Here is an 18,844-nt window from a genome sequence, read left to right on the forward strand (position 1 = left end):
ACTGCCATTAGCAGAAGCTTTAGAGCACGCGCGCTGTCTCCGACCATGTATTCCACCAGTGGGCGCGCGCCCATTTGTGCGTTGTTCTTGTTTGAATTCGGATACTGTGCAGATAAGTCTTGCGCGATGGTAGTCACGTCCGCTGTGGCTTGGACTCTGCTTACGCCCGGCTTTAACCGTCCGATTACTTCGAGGAAGTGGGCGCCGCGCTGCTCAGTCACGACAGATTCTCCCGGCTCATCTGGCTCCGAGAGCTTGGAGAAAGTCGTCCAGAGATCGATTGCGCGCGACCGTATGGGGAACTGAAAGCCTTCTGGCATCACTCCAATGATGGTGTAGCTGCGCCCGCTCAGCGTTACAAAGCGTCCCATGACTCCATGATCGGAGTTGAATTGTCTTGCCCAAAATTGGTGGCTCAAAACGATCACGTGATGGCCAGGCTGATCTTCGTCGCGGGCAAAGCTGCGGCCTAGCGTGGGTTGCACACCCAGGACGTTGAAGAAACCAGCCGAAGCAATCTCGGTAGAAACGTGGACTGGTTCACCTACGCCGGTCAGTGTGTAGTCATTATTGGTGTGGGTGGCAACATCGGTGAATGAGCGATTGCGGTCACGCACGTCGCGAAAATCAGGATAGGAAAAAGAGGATGGAGTAGGCACTCCACCTCGTATATTCAGTGTTTCGACGGCGACCAGCCCCTCTGGTTCTGGAAAAGGAAGAGGACGCAGCAGGACGTTGTATACAACGGTGAACATCGCCGTGTTGGCGCCAATCCCAAGCGCCAGCGTGGCAATTGCCACAAGCGCGAAACCGCGCGACTTCAGGATCGTGCGAAAGCCAAAACGCAAGTCTTGTAGAAGGCGTCCCATGCGGTGTTCTTCTCCTGACTGGAGGTAGGAGATAAAGTGAGCACGTGTGAGCCCCTAGGATCGCTTCAGCAAGCTATTGATTTTGCGAGATCGGCGGAAGGCTGATGCGTGTTCGCTTCGGAGTTAGCGTGCAGTGGTGGGAATTTCTGTTCGGAAGCAGACAAGAAATCAGGCAAGAAGTCAGGACCTGCGGCCGGCCTCGGCCGGGTTTAGGTCTCCGGACACTCAAAATCTAAGGGATCTGCGTGCTTTGTCGGGTTCAAACACCCGCGCGGGGCGCGCGTCGGTCCTCAGTCCAGACTATTCGAGAACTTCAGGCGTGATCTGGATATTTTTCTCGCCGGCGGCGCGTTTTTCCCAATACTTCTTAACCCACGCTTCGAAGCTCTTACCGGCCGCGGGATCACGATCGCTGAACTTGAGCGCCGCGATATCGGAGTAGGGAACCGACACCTTTTCGCGGGCGCCCGCAGGAATTACTCTCACGAAGGAATTCCTCAATGAGGTACTGGTCCGACGATCAAAGACGTAGCCTTCGAGCTTGCTTCCATCTTTGCGAGTGATGGTAATGTCGCCGCGGTAGTCGAACGCTTTTTCCAGCGCCTGGCGAATGTCGTTCTCCCTGGCAAGCTGCGGAATCCAGCCTTCGAGTCGCTCGTGCGCTGTACCCGGGGATACTTCGAGCGCCTCAGGATTCATGGGGGCTTGCTGCTGCTCGGAAGTTGTTGGTTGGGGCTCTCCGCTCATGCCCGGCTCTCCTCCAGTTCGCTTGCGTCAGTTTCAATCTGGATCAGAGGGTTGAAAGTATGAACTGGGCGCACCGGCTCATTTAAGAGCTTGAGCGCGCTCTCGTCGTCGTAGTGCGAGAAGGTGGCGCGAATCGTTCGCATGAATCCGGCGAGGGAGCCGAAGGTGTCGCTCACCGCAGAGGCCTCATATCCGCTGTGTACCATGCAGTTCGCACAGCGTGGATTTCCCGATTCAGTACCATAGTTGTGCCACTCAGTGGCTTCCATCAGTTCCTGGAAAGTATCGGCGTAGCCGTCCTGAAGCAGGTAGCAAGGCTTCTGCCAGCCAAAGATGTTGAAGGTCGGCATGCCCCACGGTGTACAGGCGTAATGCTGTTTGCCCATCAGGAACTCTAGAAACAGCGGTGATTGATTGAAGCGCCAGCTCTTTTTGCGGTTCGACAGAATTCCGCGGAAAAGGCGGCGGATGCGGGCGCGTCCGAGAAAGTGTTTTTGGTCGGGTGCTTTGTCGTAGGAGTAGCCTGGTGAGAGCATCATGCTCTCGACGCCGAGCTGCATCATTTCGTCAAAGTGAGCGCGGACGCTGTTCGGGTCGGCGCCGTCGAAGAGCGTCGTATTCGTGGTCACGCGGAATCCACGCTTGACAGCTTCCTTAATGCCTTCAATCGCGATTTCGTATCCACCCTCGCGGCAGACAGAGAAATCATGATGCTCGCGTTGTCCATCGACGTGGACTGAGAACGTCAGGTACTTGCTCGGCTTGAACAGATCGAGCTTCTCTTTCAGCAAGAGGGCATTGGTGCAGAGATAGATGTATTTCTTGCGAGCGATCAGGCCGTCGACGATCTTCTCGATCTCGGTATGCATGAGCGGCTCGCCGCCCGGAATGCTAACGACCGGTGCTCCGCACTCGTCGACTGCGCGGAAGCATTCTTCCGGCGTGAGCTGTTGCTTCAGGATGTGTGCCGGATATTGGATTTTGCCGCATCCAGCGCAAGCGAGGTTACAGCGGAAGAGCGGTTCGAGCATGAGGACGAGCGGATAACGCTTGCGTCCAGCGAGCTTCTGCTTCAGGACGTAAGTTGAAACCGTCCACATCTGTGAAATTGGTCCCGCCAAAGTGCCCTCAAGTTCTCGGCGAGCATCCGCTCGCCCGAAATAAAAAACCTACGTCAACAGCGAGTCTGCTTGTAGCCGCTCGCTGCTCACCGTTTTCCCGTACGCGGTCAATGCGATCAGTGGAAAGTACGCACGATAGAGGTGGTACGCGAGATAGAACACCCGCGGGAAGCCCGTTCCTGTGTACTCAGGCTCGTCCCACCCTCCATCTTTCCGTTGAGTCCGCAGCAGGTATGCTACACCGCGAGCCACGGCATCACTGCGCGTGTCGCCTGCCGCGAGAAGTCCCATAATGGCCCACGCCGTTTGCGATGGAGTGCTTGCGCCAATTCCCTTGGTCGTGGGCTCATCATACGACATGCAGCTCTCGCCCCATCCACCGTCGGGATTCTGATACATGCGCAGCCATTCTGCAGCCTGCTGAATGCAAGGCTCGTGATTATCGACTCCGATGGCTTCGAGTCCACGCAGCACCAGCATAGTGCCGTAGATGTAATTGACACCCCAGCGCCCAAACCAGGAGCCGTCGGATTCTTGTTCCCGTTTCAGGAATTCAATTGCGCGTTTGACGCGTGCATCGTTCTGTGTGTAGCCATAGGTCGCCAGACACTCAAGAATGCGGCCAGTGATGTCCACCGTTGCCGGATCGAGCATCGCGTTGTGATCGGCGAACGGGATGTTCTGAAACACCATCTTGTCGTTGTCTTTGTCAAACGATGCCCATCCACCATTCTTGCACTGCATGGAGAACATCCAGTCGATCGCACGCTGCACCGATTCGTGCTGATAGCGCTCGTTCGGCACCTGAATCTTGCTCAAGCCAAGAACGACCATCGCCGTATCGTCGACGTCGGGATAGAACTCGTTGTTGAACTCAAAGTACCAACCGGCGGGCGCAATGTTCTTGACCTTAACCGCCCAATCGCCCTTGTGTGTTACCTGTTTCTGCAGCAGCCATTCACCCACTGCAACCATGCGCGGATCGGTGGGCGGCACGCCAGCTTCGCCGAGCGCGAACGCGGCATACGCTGTGTCCCACACTGGAGACTTGCACGGTAGCATGCGGAATGTATCTTCTTCCTCGATGCCCAACGCTTCGAACTCGTCGATGGCGCGAATTACTTGTGGATCGTCGGTCGAGTAACCCAGGCAGCGCAGCGCGATGATGGAGTTCATGATCGCCGGATAGATCGCTGCCAAGCCATCACTCATCTCCATGCGCTCAAGCATCCACTTCTCTGCTTTCTTCAGCGCGATCGAGCGCAGCGGGCGCACATGCACTCGCTCGAACCAGTGAGTGAGACGGTCCAGCACGAGGAAGAAATTACGCCAGCTGACGAGCTTTTCGCTCCACTTCAAATGGAGATCAGTATTGTGACGGCCGGCAGGAAATAGCTCGTCAATCCCCATTTCGTCGGGAATTTTCTTGAATGGTTTTTTTGCGTAAGCGATCGACAGCGGCACGAGGATTCCCCGTGACCATGAGGAAATCTCGTAAATATTGAACCAGAACCAAGTCGGGAATAGCACGATCTCCGGAGGAATTGCCGGCACCGCATCATAGTCGTACTGGCCGAGGAAACATAAGTAAATCTTGGTGAAGGTGTTGGCTGCGGTTACGCCGCCAAGGTTCTCGATGCACTCCCGCGCTCGTACCAAAATGGGATCATCGGCTTTGTAGCCTGTGAGTTTCAGCCCAAAATAAGCTTTCACGGTGGCGCTTACGTTGGACGGCCCGCCATAGTAAATGGGCCAGCCGCCGTCTTCGTTCTGGTGACGCAGAATCTCACGCGCGGCCTTTTGCAGGCGCACTTCATCGCGCGTTCCCAAAAGGGTATGCAGCAGGATGTAATCGGATTCGAGGGTTGTGTCGGCTTCGAGTTCGCCGGACCAGTATCCTTCCGGCTCTTGAGCTGCGAAGAGGAGTCTTCGCGCGCCGTCCACCGCCGCGGCTACGCGGCTGGCGATGTCATCGATCTTGCCAAACACCATCTGCACAGGGCGACGGGGGATTTCGTCCATAGCTTACTTATTCCGCAGCGACGGCAGTCGTGGAGGGCGCGGCGTGAATTGCGGCCACGATCTCCGGCGGGAGTCCAAAACGAACGTTCTCCGCCATAATTTCGACTTCCTCGACGCGGTTGAAGCCCTCCTTTGTGGAGAGATACCCAACCACTTCTTCCACCAGGCACTCCGGAGCCGAGGCTCCGGCTGTGAGCGCGACCGTTTTTACATCCTCGAGCCACTCCGGACGAATCGCGCGGAAGTTCTCAATCAAATACGCAGGAGTCTCGAGCCGAGTTGCAACTTCTACCAGTCGGTTCGAATTCGAGCTGTTCTCGGAGCCGACAACCAGCAATAGATCCGCCTGCGGTGCTACGTTTTTCACGGCAATCTGCCGATTTTCGGTTGCGTAGCAGATGTCTTGTGCGTGGGGACCATGAATCTTTGGGAACTTGCGCTTCAGGGCCTCGATAATGTCTTTGGCTTCGTCGAGCGAGAGTGTGGTCTGTGTGAGATAAGCAACGCGCTCTGGATCGGGGACATGAACCTGCTCGACCTCCGCCGGGGAACTCACAACCTGAGTCACATCAGGAGCTTCGCCAAGGGTACCGATAATTTCATCGTGATCCCGATGTCCAACGAGGATCAGCGAATTACCCTGCTTGGCAAACTTGATGGCCTCCACGTGGACCTTGGTTACAAGCGGACACGTTGCGTCAATAACCTTGAGCTTTCTCGCCTTGCTGGCCTCGCGAACCTCAGGAGCTACGCCATGGGCGCTGTAGATGACCCGCGCTCCCTCCGGAACGTCCTCGACGCTGTCGACGAAAATTGCCCCTTTTTCCGCTAGATCATCGACGACATAGCGGTTGTGAACGATCTCTTTGCGGACGTAAATCGGGGCGCCGAAGGTCTCCAGCGCAATGCGGACGATGTCGATCGCGCGCACCACACCGGCGCAGAATCCCCTGGGCTTCAGCAGCAGGACTGTCTTGTCAGAATTGGGGGTCATTACCTGTCTCTAAGTATAGACGCGAATACGCAATAATCCGATTTCAAAACTACAAGGCGGAACTTGGCCAGTCAATGCAACTTCCTGAAATGGCGAGGATTAGCATTGGGCGGGGGTTATAAGGCCCTTAGTGGAGAACCTTTCACCACGGAGGCACGGAGGCACGGAGCCACGGAGCCACGGAGTAAGGCTGGGTTTGCTTACAGCTAAGTCGACGATCTCGTGGGGAAACAGGTGGTGATTCGGTGGAGGTAATGCAGATCGCTAGCTGCCAAAGATTCTCCGCTAAGGCTGCTAGTTCACGCTTGTCCCACTGTCCCATCGGGTATAGGGTTTTGGGACAGTGGGACAAGGTAAAATAAGTTAGTAAAGTGTTGTAAATGTTTAGGTTATCTCATTGTTGACGTTGGGACAGAGGCTCCCTGTAAAACACGTTGTCCAAGCTCAAAACCTTTCTTCTCCGTGGCTCCGTGGTGAAATTAGGCGTTTGCCTTCAGCATTTGCTCGGCGTGCTTCAAGCTTGCGTCCGTCAACTTCGCACCGCTCAACATGCGGGCGATCTCTTCTCGACGCTCTGTGGTGTCAAGTTGGCGAATGCTCGTTTGCGTTCGGCCGCCGCATTCGTGCTTTTCGATCAGCAAATGATGGTCAGCAAACGACGCAATCTGCGGCAAGTGCGTTACGCAAATCACCTGATTATGACTACCTAAGGCCTTTAGTTTCTTGCCGACAGCTTCTGCAGCGCGTCCGCCGATGCCGGTATCGATCTCGTCAAAGACCAAAGTACGCTCAGCCGCTCGGCGTTTAGGCTTTCCGTTGCCGTTCGTTCGTGAGTGTCCAGCCTCAACACTAGCCTTCAAAGCCAGCATTACTCGCGACAATTCGCCTCCAGAAGCGATCTTTTCGATCGGATTTAGCGGCTCTCCCAGGTTGGTTGCGATCAGATATGCGACGGAATCAAGGCCCGAAGGCGACCAGTTTGCGTCATCTTCCGATGTCGTTACTTCGACTCGGAAGCGCGCTTTCATCGCTAATTCGTTGATTTCTGTTTCCGCTAATTTCTCTAATTTGCGCGCTGCGGCGACGCGATTGCGCGAAATTTGCTGTGTTTCGGCGAGGTAATCCTGCGCTGCAGTGGCTAATTGCTTCTTCAACGCGCGCAAAATCTCGTCACGATTCTCGACTTCGTCCAGCTTTTGCATCAGATCGGCGCAGTAAGCGAGTACTTCTTCGACGCTATTTCCGTACTTTCGCTTCAGCCTATCGATGGTTTCCAGGCGATCTTCAAGCTCTGCCAAGCGCTCCGGAGAGGCATCAATGCCGTCGGCGTAGTCGCGAGTTGTGGCGCTAACGTCCTCGATATCCGCCCTTGCGGACTCGATAACCTTCACTGATTCGCTGAATTGAGGATCAAAACGCGCTAATTCTTCTAGCTGACGCGCAGCAGAACGCAGCGTTGCGAGCGCAGAATTGGGCGATTCGTACAGCAAGTCGTACGCTCCCATGGCTGCTGAATACAGTTTTTCGGCGTTTTGAAGGACTCTGCGCTCAGTTTCAAGGCGCAAATCCTCGCCTAATTCGAGCTTAGCGGCGTCGATTTCCTTCTTCTGGAAGCTCCACAAGTCGACTAAACGCAGCCTATCCTGCTCACTGCGCTCTAATTCTTCGATTCGCGCGCGCAGTTCGCGCCATTCCGCGTACTTTATGGCGACTAATTCGACGCTAATTCCGGCATAAGAATCCAGCAATTTGAGCCTGGCCGGCGGATCAAACGCCAATACGGTCTCGTTTTGCGCGTGAATAGTGACCAGTTCGGGCCCCAATTGCTTCAATACTGCGACAGTTGCGGGCTGGTTATTCACCCAAACGCGGCTCTTGACGCCGATTTCCCGCTTCAATATCAGCTCTCCCGACGCGCTTTCGAGGCCGTTTGCGTCAAGTATGCGGTCGATTTGCGCGCTTTCGGCGTGAAATAAACAGCTTAAAACGGCCTTTTCTGCACCGTGGCGCACCACTTCCGGGGACGCCTTGTCACCCATAAGCAGCGCGAGTGCGTCAATCAGGATGGACTTTCCGGCGCCGGTCTCACCGGTCAGGAGGTTGAGTCCGGGCCCAAACTCGACGGTTACGTGGTCGATCACGGCGTAGTTTTCGACGGTGAGCTCGACTAGCAAAGGCATCCTCGGGTCTCAGCGAAGCATAGCTTCATTCGAAAAACCCATCAATCGGATTCAGAGCGCGCCGTCTCTGTCATTCCGAGCCGCCCTGATTTTGGGCGGAGAGGAATCCCTATCGACGGCTAGAATGTCAGCCCGTGCCAGGAAGCCCGAAGGTTTACTTCGTCTACATCCTCGCGAGTTTGTCGGGAACTTTATACGTCGGAATCAGCAATAACGTGCAACGGCGTTCAGCAGAGCATTGGATCGGAGAATCAGGCAGTTTCACCACGCGGTACAAAGTCGATCGCCTGGTTAATTCCAGACCTTCAGCGATGTCGTCAAAGCCATCGCGCGTGAGAAACAAATAAAGAGTTGGCGAAGGGAGAAGAAGATTGCTCTCATCAACAGCATGAATCCGTCTTGGGAAGATCTGCGGAGGACGCTGCTCGTGAAGACTCTTCTGTGACCGATCTCACAGCGCGAAGGTGATCGGCGATACGAAATAAGAAATCTCGTCTCATGAAAGCGCATCAGTACGGTAGGGATTCCTCGTCGGCGCACAAACCGCGCCGCCTTCGGAATGACAAAAGATTGCTCCGTGGGTGAAACACAAGTTCATGTACTCAAGTGGTTCTAAGACTTTGCCACACAGAGTTGCGGTTTGCTACCTTTTAGCAGAGGTGTAAATGACGTCTCCCCCCGCCCTCCTTGCATTTACTACCGAGATCGGTAATTTGATTGCCCAGGCCGGTCCGGTCGCACACACAGTCTTAGCGCTCTTGTTGCTGTTCAGCGTTCTCTCCTGGTCAATCATTCTCTCGAGGGGAGCGAAGTTCCGGCGCATGCGTGCGCAGAGTGGACGCTTCCTGCGCGCATTCCGCAAAGCTAACGGACGTCTGCAGGACGTTTCCGCGGTCTCGGAACAGTTCAAGCCCAGCCCTCTCGTAAGTGTTTTCGAGGGTGGATACGAGGAATATCGCCGCCAGAGCGGTGCAGGTTCGCCGCGCAATCTTCCTGCGGTGCAAAGGGCGGTCCAGATCGCGTCGTCTGAAGAAATGACGCAGATGGAGTCGCGTCTTCCCTGGCTCGCGACCACCGGTGCGATCACACCATTTGTCGGCCTGTTTGGCACTGTCTGGGGCATCATCGATGCCTTTCAGGGACTGGGCAATGCTGGCGCCGCGACGTTGCGTGCAGTGGCTCCGGGAATTTCCGCGGCGCTGATTACCACCGCTGCCGGACTCTTTACCGCGATTCCGGCCGTAATCGCCTATAACCAGTACATGCAGCAGATCCGCGAATTCGGCGCGCGCATGGATGATTTCGGCCTCGAACTCCTGAATACAGTCGATCGCTCCGCGCCACCGCCGCAGTCGGCAAGAACGCGCGAAGCTGTCGTTCTAGAAGAGAGATAACCTTCACCACGGAGACGCGGAGTCACGGGGAAAAACCACCGATAGTGAAACCACGAAGGACACGAAGGTACACGAAGGAAGGATTGGATAAATGCTCTCTCCGTTTGGATCTGTTTTTCCTTCGTGCTCCTTCGTGTCCTCCGTGGTTTCATCCTGGTGCCTACTCCGTGACCCAGTGGTGAAATAGGCTTTTATGGCATTTACAAATTCCCAAGGTCGCACGCAGAGTTCGCTCTCTGAGATCAACATCACGCCGTTTGTCGACGTGGTGCTGGTGCTGCTCATCATCTTCATGTTGACTGCGCCTATCATTCAGTCGGGCATCGAGGTGAACGTTCCGCATACGCAGACGGTGAGGGAAATCACCGAGCCACGGCTGGTGCTCACTATGGATCGCGATCAGAATGTTTTTCTGGGCAGCGAGACAGTCAAGCTGGCGGAGCTTCCGAAGATTCTGCACGACCGCGTGAAGGATCCTGAGCATCATCCCATCTATCTGCGTTGCGACGAGAACGTGACTTTCGGCGCATTCGCCGCTTTGATGGACATCGTGAAGCAGAGCGGCATAACCAACATCGCTATCGTTACGCAGCCCTATCAGACCAAGAATGTCGCAACGCGTTGATATTTTCGACATCCGGGAATCGTGGAAGGGGCCGATTACGGCCTCCATCGCGTTTCACGGAGCTATAGTGGCAGCGATCCTCGCTTATGGCGCCTATATGGGCTTTTCCCGAAATGAATGGGGGAGCGGCGAGCGGGTCTCCGGCGAAGCAATTTCGGCGACATTGGTGGGGGCCAGTGCTATTCCGCTTCCCCGCGAGCAGCCTACAGAGAATATTGTGGCGAACGAGTCTCAGGCGGTCACCCACTCGCAGCCGAAGGAACTTGCTCCACCTGTGCCTGAAGCTGTGAAGATTCCCGAAACGGTAAAGGTCAAGCCCAAAGAGAAACCGCGGCAGAGTGTGGAAAAGCGTCCGGAACCGGTGCAACAGGCGACGAATCAAGTGCAGTACGGGCAGGGCGGACAGGTTCACCAGAACTTTACGACGTTCAGCAGCGCTCTCGGCGTAGGCGCGGTGGCTATGACTACCGGCGGGGATTTCGGCAGCCGCTACGCTTACTATGTGCGCCAGGTGGCGCAGCTCCTGTCGCAGAACTGGCTCAAGTATGAGGTCGATCCCCATGCCATGCCGAATGCGTCCGTCGCTGTAGCGTTCGACATTTCGCGCGATGGCTCGCCGTCGAATGTGAGGATTACGCAGTCGAGTGGCATACCCTCGCTCGATACTTCGGCAGTGCGAACGCTGCAGCGTATCGACAGCTTCGGGCCGCTGCCTTCGGATTATCGCGGCGGTAGTGTGGGGGCGGAGTTCGAGTTTCGGTATACGCCGATTAAGAGATGACGATATTGATGAAGAATTTTTCAGGCCGTCCAGTTCGCTCAAAACTTCTAAACTCTGTCATCCTGAGCCCCTCTTTCGGGCGAAGGACCTCCCGCGATGCTTCGGACTTTATTGGGCCGTCCAGGCTTTTTGCCAAGGGCCCCCAGCCAAAAAGCCTGGATGCAGCGACGACGTCCGACATATTCCGGCAGGTCCTTCGCCCTAAAGAGGGGCTCAGGATGACAGAGTTTAGAAGGCTTACTAGGCAAGGTGTATTTCGATCGAGAAGTTTTGCGGGAATTGTTGCCACACTCCTGCTATGCGTGTCGGCCTTTTCCCAACAAGACAAATTCCAAGGCGTAGTCACCCAAGGCGTCGAGCGCGTTCGCATCGCCGTTGCTGACTTCAAGCCTGCGAATGCCGATCCCAATACGGGACCGTTGCTCACGACCTTCAACAGCGTCCTCTTCTCCGACCTGCAGAATGCCGGAATCTTCGATGTGGTTTCGAAGAGCTTCAATCCCTTGCAGGTGCCGGGCACACCTCAGGAAGTCACACTCGATGCCTGGGCAAACCCTCCAACCAATGCGGCGATGCTGGCTTTCGGAAACTTAGGAGTCAGCGGAGGGCAGGTCTCCGTCTTCGGCTGGCTCTACGACGTTAAGAACACCGTCTCGCCCCAAGTACTGGGCAAGCAATACCGCGAAGATGCTACGCAGGACAACGCACGCCTGATCGCGCATCGCTTTGCCGACGAGATCATCTTCCGGCTGGGCGGAGGCATTCCGGGAATTGCCGAGAGCAAGACCGTCTTCGTCAGCAATCGCACGGGAACAAAAGAAATCTGGATGATGGACTACGATGGCAACGGTGAGCACGCCGTCACGAAGCTTGGCAGCATCGCGCTCTCGCCTCGCATTTCGCCGGATAGTTCCCGTATTGCGTTTGTGGAACTTGGCAAGCGCAGCGTGAATATCCGCATGTTTTCACTCGACCTGAACCGTCCCGTGTCTTTTCCGGCGATCGGGGGCACCACGATTTCTCCGGCGTGGTCGCCTGACGGGCTGCATTTGGCATTTTCGTCTTCCCGCACCGGGGATCCGGAAATCTACGTCTCGAATGCTTCTGGAGGGGAACTTACTCGCTTAACTGAGGCCCATGGCCCGGACGTCTCGCCGGTATGGAATCCCAAAACGGGAGGGCAGATCGCGTGGATCAGCGGGCGCTCGGGACTGCCGCAGCTCTACATCATGGCGTCGGACGGAACCAATGTGCAGCGCATGACCGATACGGGATATGCGGTTTCGCCATCGTGGTCCCCGAATGGGCAATACCTGGTTTTTGCGTGGTCGCGCAAGTACGGTCCCGGAGTCCCCGGTGCGCAGGACATTTATATAATGGACGTGGCCAGCAAAACCTGGGCACAGTTGACGCATGACGCGGGCTCCAACGATTTTCCGTCGTGGTCGCCCGATGGTCGGCACATCGCTTTTCAATCCAATCGCTCAGGCACGACCCAAATCTGGACCATGCTGGCCGACGGCACCCAGCAGCACCAGTTAACTCATACGGGCCAGAACACTCAACCCAACTGGAGTTGGAAGTAAGATCAAAAGGCCATTTCACCACGGAGACACGGAGACACGGAGGAAAGCAAAAGCATTGAACACGAAGGACACGAAGGCCACGGAGGTTTTCAGTCGTGAGAAACAGATTCTGCTGATTGCTCAGAGTGTCGATGTGAGATCAAAAAAGCCGCACACATCTGTGTCCTTCGTGCCCTTCGTGTTCAATCCCGCTTTTGCTTTTCTCTGTGACTCCGTGTCTCCGTGGTGAAGTAAGTTTTCAGGGCATTCATTATTCAGACTTTCGGAGGAGACAGTGAACAAACGTCAGTGGATGCATGCGACTCAGATCGCAGCGTTGTCCGTACTTTTGGTGATTGCCGGTTGTAAAAAGAAGCAGCCAGCGCCACCACCGCCGCCCCCGCCCCCGCCACCGGCGCCGACCGCGTCGATTTCGGCAAATCCATCTACCGTCAACGCCGGTCAGTCCACGCAGCTTTCATGGACGACGGAGAACGCTACCGACGTTTCCATTGATGGAATCGGCAAGGTGCAGGCCAGCGGATCACAGACTGTGACTCCGACCGATTCGGTCAATTACCGCCTGACAGCAAGCGGTCCGGGCGGATCGCAGGAAGCGACCACGCGCGTCACAGTGAATCGTCCTCCGCCGGTGCAGGCGCCACCGCAGGAGCCGACGCTGACCGATCAGCAGTTATTCGATAACAACATTAAGGACGCGTATTTCGACTACGACAGCTATGAGATTCGTCCGCAGGATGGATCGACACTGCAAGCCGACGCGCAGTTCCTGAATCAGCATCCAAATTGGAGAGTGCTGATTGAAGGGCACTGCGACGAGCGCGGATCGACCGAATACAACATGGCACTCGGAGACAGCCGTGCCCAGGCTGCGAAGCAGGCGCTGGTTTCGGCAGGCGTCGCCGCCAATCGCCTGACGACGACCAGCTTCGGCAAGGAGAAGCCGTTCTGCACCGAGTCGAACGAACAGTGCTGGCAGCAGAATCGGCGCGGGCATTTGGTGCTGGCGGGGCAGTAGGAAGTTGTCTGGTGCAATGGTAGAGACGCCCGCCGCGGCGGACGTCTCTACTTTTCGAAATTGTTTAGACACTGTCATCCTGAGGCCCAATGTTGGCCGAAGGATCTCCCGGAATGTGTCGGACTTAAAATGCCGTCTCCTGGCTCTTTGGCCCAGAAACCCCTCGCCAAAAAGCCAGGAAAGGGCGACAAAGTCCTGAGCATCGCGGGAGATCCTTCGGCCAACATCGGGCCTCAGGATGACAGTTGTGACAGAGTGACCGCGTCTAACGAAGCACGACAGTGTCTGAATAAGATGACAGTTACTAAGCGCTTACGTCAGTAAATAAGAAGCTCACGAATTACGAGCACACCATGAAAATCAAATTCCATCGTTTCATCACGTACGCCGTAGGCCTAACGCTTTTACTCGCGCCGGTTGCTTTTGGCGCCAACAAAGAAATGGTGCAACTGCAGACCCAGATCCAGGATCTGCAGGACAAAGTTGCACGGCTGCAGCAGAGCAACGATGAGCGTTTTGGCGCAATGCGCAGCCTGATCGAGCAGAACACCGACACCATCAACCGCGTTGCCAACTCGCTCGATGCCATCTCGCATTCGCTGCAGACATCCACAGCAGATCAAGGCGGCAAGGTCGATCAGGTGTCGGCGCAGGTGCAGTCGCTGCACGATGCAGTCGATGAGCTGAAGGCGCGATTGGCCAAGGTGAGCAAGCAGCTCGACGACATGGCCGCAGCGCAGCAGAACCTGCAGGCTCCGCAAGGTGGGCCGGGGCAGAATCCGCAACTGCCTCCGCAGGCGCAAGCTCAGCCGCCCGATGTTCTCTATAACAACGCGCTCAGCGACTACAACGGCGCGAAATACAACCTGGCGGCGCAGGAGTTTGCCGACTACATCAAGTACTACGGCAACACCGATCTCGCTGGAAATGCGCAGTACTACATTGCCGACATCGAGTACAAGCAAGGCAACTACAAGCAGGCGGTGCAGGATTACGACAGAGTCATCGAGCAATATCCCAGCGGCAACAAGGCTTCTGCAGCGCAATTGAAGAAGGCGTATGCACTCCTCAATCTCAACCAGCGCGATGCCGGAGTGCGCGAACTGCGCTCACTGATCGCTCGTTATCCCAAGTCACTCGAAGCGGGCCAAGCCCGCGACCGCCTGAACAGTTTGGGGGCCACCTCCACGGCCTCCAAGCCCAGCCCCACCCGGCCGCGGTAAACCGCGGCGCGCTCCTCGCGAGTGCTCGGCCGTCAGCACTCAGCATTCAGCCCTTGAAGCATTCTGGAAGCATCCAGCAGACGCACAGCAGCGCGAGGCCTGATCTCCGCTTCCGATTTCAATCGCTGGCGGGTTGGACAGAAGCTTGATGATCTGGTGAAATCTCCGAGGTTCCGGAAATCAGGAAATGAAGCCAAAGGTTTACCTGGAGACGTCGTTCATCAGCTATTTGGCTCGTCGCCTGAGTTCGGATCTCCCGACGTTGCAACGCCAGTTAAGCAGTCAGGCGTGGTGGGAGCGAAAGCGCGATCACTTCCAGCTAGTTGCTTCAGAAGCAGTCTTTTTAGAATGCCAGCAAGGTGATCCTGAAGGCATTCGAAGCCGAATGGTCTTTCTTGAAAATGCAACCCTCTTGCCCCTGACGGATGAGATACTTGAGTTGACCCGACAGTTGATCAGGTCGCGTGCCTTCCCCCAGAAGGCAGTTGCCGATGCGATTCACGTTGCAGCCGCGACTGCCTACGGGTGCGAATATCTATTGACCTGGAACTTCAAGCACATCAATAACGCCAGGCTGAAGCGGGACAGCGCGAGAATTATCGAGGAGTTTGGGTATGAGCCGACAACGATCTGCACACCCGACGAGCTCATGGGATCTGACGAATAATCAGAGCGACGCGATTGTCGAGGAAATTCACGCGTGGCGAAGCCAATATGCCGCTCAATTCGACAATGATCTCGACAAAATCTTTGCCGATCTAAAGGCAAGAGAAGCCGATAATCCTGTGAAGCGATCGGCCTCGAGACCGCTACGTCCACGAAAATAGCGATCGCATCGGCGCCTATTCCGCTCAACTGTCAAAATTGCTCATTCAGACGAAGATGAAGAAGATGAATGAGGCTCGACGACGGTAGGCCTTAGGCGCGCACCGACTCTATGAAAGCCCTCCCTAAGAAAAAGTTGTGTGAATATCAGGATGCGCTCGTGCGAAGGGACTTGAACAGATGCGAACCGGCCGCACGGTTTCGCATGAAGAGGTCATCAAGCGAATGAAGCTGAAGGCAGCAAAGTGCTCGAACGATAGGGACAAAAGGCTAAGCTAAACATTCCAAGACAGCGTCCATGCTGATTGCCCGAGTGCTGAATGCTGCTTTACTTCAACCCCAAATCCCGCAAACAATACTTAATCTCCGTCGCAACCTCTACAACTTCCATTCCCGGTTCGACCATCAGCTTGCAGGAGAGCGCTTGGCGTGGTGCGCCGTCAGGCGTGGCTTTGTAGGAGACGCGGCAGTATTGGCATTCTTCGTTCCAGCAGAAGCGTCCCATGGCGACATTCTCGGGCGAAAGATATTGCATGGCTCGCAGCAGCATGTTGCCCTTTGGGACTTGGAATTCTTTGCCGAGGATTTTGATGGTGACTAGTTCGTCGAATGGACGATATAGGGGGCCGGGAGTGCTCATGGGATGGGGACATTGTAAAGGCCTCTGATTGCTATCAAAAAAATCGAGTGCCAGCCGCCCACGCTTCAGCACTACAATGCTCCCCACACGAACGGAGTGCCCTATGTCCTCCTATACAACGCGCTCGCGGCAAAACTCCATCTCCTCTACTGAGGAGTCATACATGCCGGACCAGGACAACGATCTGAAGAAAGGCGCGGTGGAGACCGAAAACCGCGACCAGCACAGCCAGACCTCGCTCGAGGGACAGCTTGGGCACCGCACTGAAGACGCGCGCATAAAGGGCCGCGATACGGATTTTCCTGAACCGGGAGAGAATCCAGAGCATAGCGGCCAGGAGATGGACCCTGGAATGCGTCAGAAGAACAACCAGAGCGATAAGAAGGACGATCCGTTGGTGGCGTAGCGCGGGACCTGCGCGCATCTCGGATTCAGCATGCAGCAAGGTAGAGACGCAGCATGCTGCGTCCCTACTTCCAAACAGCCCAAGGATTTTGTCATCCTGAGCCGATGTTGGCGAAGGATCTCCCGCGATGCATAGGGCTCGAATGCTGTGTCCGGGCTCTTTCACGAGAACCTGGGCCGAAAAGCCGGGAGAGTGCAATTCAGTTGATACATTTCGGGAGATCCTTCGCCAACATCGGCTCAGGATGACAAGTCAAGCCCCCCGCCCCCAGCTGCAAATCTGGCCTTCTTCTGATAAAACTCTTGCATCCAGAGGAGAGCCATGAAACGCACACTAACTTTTCTGCCCCTCATTATCTTTACCTCATTCGCCCTCGCCCAGCATGCACCTAGCGGTCCTCCGCTGGCGCCGCAAAGCGTGCAGCCAAACTCAGCCCTAATCGTGGAAGGCATTCCGCCGGTTCCTACGTCGATCGCGCAACAGGCGGATCGTTATACGCAAGTCCGTACTGCCGCTTTTCTGGATTGGAATCCGACCAAACGCGAGATGTTGATCAACACGCGCTTCGGCGATGTGCCGCAGGTGCATCGTGTAGCGGCTCCTGGGGCTGACCGCACGCAACTTACGTTCTTTCCTGACCGCGTGACTTCAGCGCACTACGATCCGGTCAATGGGAAGTACTTCATCTTCTCGAAAGATATCGGCGGCGGCGAGTGGTTCCAGTACTACCGCTATGACGTCGATTCGGGCGACATAACGCTGCTGACTGACGGAAAGTCGCGCAACCTGGGCGCGGTCTTCGCTAACCGTAGCGGGCAGTTTGCCTACAACTCGACGCGGCGCAACGGCCAGGACACCGATCTTTGGGTGATGGATGCCAGCGATCCCAAAACGGACCGCATGCTGCTGCAGCTTCAAGGCGGCGGATGGCAGACTACCGACTGGTCTCCAGATGACAAGCAGCTCCTGCTCATCGAGGGCATCTCGGTGAACGAGTCCTACATATGGCTCGTGGACGTCGCCTCGGGACAGAAGAGACAGCTTACCCAAAAAGGATCCGAGCAGATTGCTTACAGCGACGCGAAGTTCAGCAAAGATGGCAAGGGGTTCTACGCCACTACGGATCGTGACTCGGAGTTCCAGCGTCTGGCCTACTTCGATCTCGGTTCACTGCAGCCAAAGTATTTGACGAGCGACATCAAGTGGGACGTGGACGATTTCGACATCAGCGAGGACGGGCGCACGATTGCCTTCATCGCCAACGAAGATGGAGCCAGCGTGATCCGCCTACTCGATACAGCGTCGGGGCGGCAAAAAGCAGGGCCGAAGATTCCGCTGGGCGTAGTTGGCAGAGTTAAGTGGCACAAGAACGGACAGGATGTTGCCTTCAGCCTCAGCTCAGCCAAGTCTCCGCTCGATACCTATTCGTTCAACGCTCAGACCGGCAAGGTTGATCGCTGGACTACGAGCGAAACCGGAGGCCTGAATCCGGCGAACTTTGCTACGCCGGAGATGATCCACTGGAAGACCTTCGATGCTCGTACCATCTCGGGATATCTCTATAAACCAGATTCTGCAAAGTTCAGCGGCAAACGGCCGGTGATTATCGATATTCACGGCGGTCCTGAAGGGCAGTCGCGTCCTGGGTTCGCAGGGCGAACAAACTACTACGTGAATGAACTTGGTGTGGCCGTGATCTTTCCCAATGTTCGCGGGTCCACCGGATATGGGAAAAGCTTCGTCAAGCTCGACAATGGATTCCTGCGCGAGGGAACTTATAAAGACATCGGAGCGCTGATCGATTGGGTCAAGCAGAGTCCCGATTTGGACGGAGGCAGCATCATGGTCACCGGCGGCAGCTATGGCGGTCACATGACTTGGGCGATCGCGACGCTCTACGAAAACGATCTCTGCTGTCAGTTGCCGGTGGTTGGTCCGAGTAATCTGGTTACACTGCTGGAGCACACCGAACCCTATCGCCGCGATCTGCGACGTGTCGAATATGGCGACGAGCGTGATCCTAAGATGCGCGAGTTCATGGAACGTATTGCACCGATGAACAACGCGCAGAAGATCACCAAGCCGACGTTCGTTGTCGCCGGCACGAATGATCCGCGAGTGCCGGTTAGCGAGTCGCGGCAGATGGCTGACAAGCTGAAGGGAAATGGAGCTCCGCTGTGGTATCTCGAAGCCAAGGACGAAGGCCACGGATTCTCGAAGAAGAAGAACCAGGATTTCCAGTTCTATTCGACGATCATGTTTGTAAAGACGTATCTGCTGAAGCAGCCGTTGGAGACGGCGGCTGGGCAGTAGTCTTTCCTTTGTCATTTCGAGCGTAGCGAGAAATCCCTATTGAACCCAAGCAGCATGGGCACGGTAGGGATTCCTCCCTTCGGTCGGAATGACATATCAT

Annotated in this window: 16 protein-coding genes; 9 read left to right on the plus strand and 7 right to left on the minus strand. The window is 55.8% G+C overall.

What is annotated here, in order from left to right; all coding sequences use genetic code 11:
- The 6 genes from VNX88_15640 to recN form a co-directional block, all read right to left on the minus strand.
- A partial coding sequence (locus VNX88_15640; protein ID HWY70101.1) for an ABC transporter permease occupies positions 1-869 on the minus strand: 869 nt, incomplete at its 3' end.
- 300 nt (positions 870-1,169) lie between these two features.
- Entirely contained in the window at positions 1,170-1,616 is a 447-nt protein-coding gene (locus tag VNX88_15645) for a hypothetical protein (GenBank protein ID HWY70102.1), read from the minus strand.
- Complete coding sequence (hpnH, locus tag VNX88_15650) at positions 1,613-2,737, minus strand: adenosyl-hopene transferase HpnH (protein ID HWY70103.1); 1,125 nt, start codon at positions 2,735-2,737, stop codon at positions 1,613-1,615. The genes VNX88_15645 and hpnH overlap by 4 nt, the downstream gene beginning before the upstream one ends.
- Positions 2,738-2,785: 48 nt before the next feature.
- On the minus strand, positions 2,786-4,759 hold the full coding sequence (gene shc, locus VNX88_15655) for a squalene--hopene cyclase (GenBank protein ID HWY70104.1): 1,974 nt from the start codon (positions 4,757-4,759) through the stop codon (positions 2,786-2,788).
- A gap of 7 nt (positions 4,760-4,766) precedes the next feature.
- A complete protein-coding gene (gene ispH / locus VNX88_15660) occupies positions 4,767-5,753 on the minus strand; it encodes a 4-hydroxy-3-methylbut-2-enyl diphosphate reductase (GenBank protein HWY70105.1) in 987 nt (328 codons plus the stop codon).
- A gap of 479 nt (positions 5,754-6,232) precedes the next feature.
- The gene (recN, locus tag VNX88_15665; protein ID HWY70106.1) at positions 6,233-7,933 is read right to left on the minus strand and encodes a DNA repair protein RecN; all 1,701 of its coding nucleotides are present in this window, start codon (positions 7,931-7,933) and stop codon (positions 6,233-6,235) included.
- Positions 7,934-8,598: 665 nt separating this feature from the next.
- Between recN and VNX88_15670 the strand changes: the two genes are divergently transcribed.
- The 7 genes from VNX88_15670 (at position 8,599) to VNX88_15700 (ending at position 15,227) form a co-directional block, all read left to right on the plus strand.
- Entirely contained in the window at positions 8,599-9,327 is a 729-nt protein-coding gene (locus VNX88_15670) for a MotA/TolQ/ExbB proton channel family protein (GenBank protein HWY70107.1), read from the plus strand.
- Positions 9,328-9,520: 193 nt separating this feature from the next.
- A complete protein-coding gene (locus VNX88_15675; GenBank protein ID HWY70108.1) occupies positions 9,521-9,952 on the plus strand; it encodes a biopolymer transporter ExbD in 432 nt (143 codons plus the stop codon).
- On the plus strand, positions 9,936-10,733 hold the full coding sequence (locus tag VNX88_15680) for a TonB family protein (GenBank protein ID HWY70109.1): 798 nt from the start codon (positions 9,936-9,938) through the stop codon (positions 10,731-10,733). The genes VNX88_15675 and VNX88_15680 overlap by 17 nt, the downstream gene beginning before the upstream one ends.
- Positions 10,734-10,951: 218 nt before the next feature.
- On the plus strand, positions 10,952-12,319 hold the full coding sequence (tolB, locus tag VNX88_15685; GenBank protein ID HWY70110.1) for a Tol-Pal system beta propeller repeat protein TolB: 1,368 nt from the start codon (positions 10,952-10,954) through the stop codon (positions 12,317-12,319).
- 274 nt (positions 12,320-12,593) lie between these two features.
- Positions 12,594-13,337 carry a peptidoglycan-associated lipoprotein Pal gene (pal, locus tag VNX88_15690; protein HWY70111.1) on the plus strand — a complete coding sequence of 248 codons (744 nt, stop codon included), beginning with the start codon at positions 12,594-12,596 and terminating at the stop codon, positions 13,335-13,337.
- 353 nt (positions 13,338-13,690) lie between these two features.
- Complete coding sequence (locus tag VNX88_15695) at positions 13,691-14,560, plus strand: tetratricopeptide repeat protein (GenBank protein HWY70112.1); 870 nt, start codon at positions 13,691-13,693, stop codon at positions 14,558-14,560.
- A gap of 187 nt (positions 14,561-14,747) precedes the next feature.
- The gene (locus tag VNX88_15700) at positions 14,748-15,227 is read left to right on the plus strand and encodes a type II toxin-antitoxin system VapC family toxin (GenBank protein ID HWY70113.1); all 480 of its coding nucleotides are present in this window, start codon (positions 14,748-14,750) and stop codon (positions 15,225-15,227) included.
- Positions 15,228-15,713: 486 nt separating this feature from the next.
- Here the strand turns inward: VNX88_15700 and VNX88_15705 are convergent, their stop codons facing one another.
- Entirely contained in the window at positions 15,714-16,025 is a 312-nt protein-coding gene (locus tag VNX88_15705) for a 2Fe-2S iron-sulfur cluster-binding protein (GenBank protein HWY70114.1), read from the minus strand.
- Between the two features lie 103 nt (positions 16,026-16,128).
- Here VNX88_15705 and VNX88_15710 point away from each other — a divergent pair, with 103 nt between their 5' ends.
- Together VNX88_15710 and VNX88_15715 are read left to right on the plus strand one after the other, a co-directional pair.
- Entirely contained in the window at positions 16,129-16,431 is a 303-nt protein-coding gene (locus VNX88_15710; GenBank protein HWY70115.1) for a hypothetical protein, read from the plus strand.
- A gap of 321 nt (positions 16,432-16,752) precedes the next feature.
- A complete protein-coding gene (locus VNX88_15715) occupies positions 16,753-18,744 on the plus strand; it encodes a S9 family peptidase (protein HWY70116.1) in 1,992 nt (663 codons plus the stop codon).
- The last annotated feature ends 100 nt before the right edge of the window (positions 18,745-18,844 follow it).

The organism is Terriglobales bacterium (genome assembly GCA_035567895.1).
GTDB lineage: Bacteria > Acidobacteriota > Terriglobia > Terriglobales > Acidobacteriaceae > Gp1-AA112.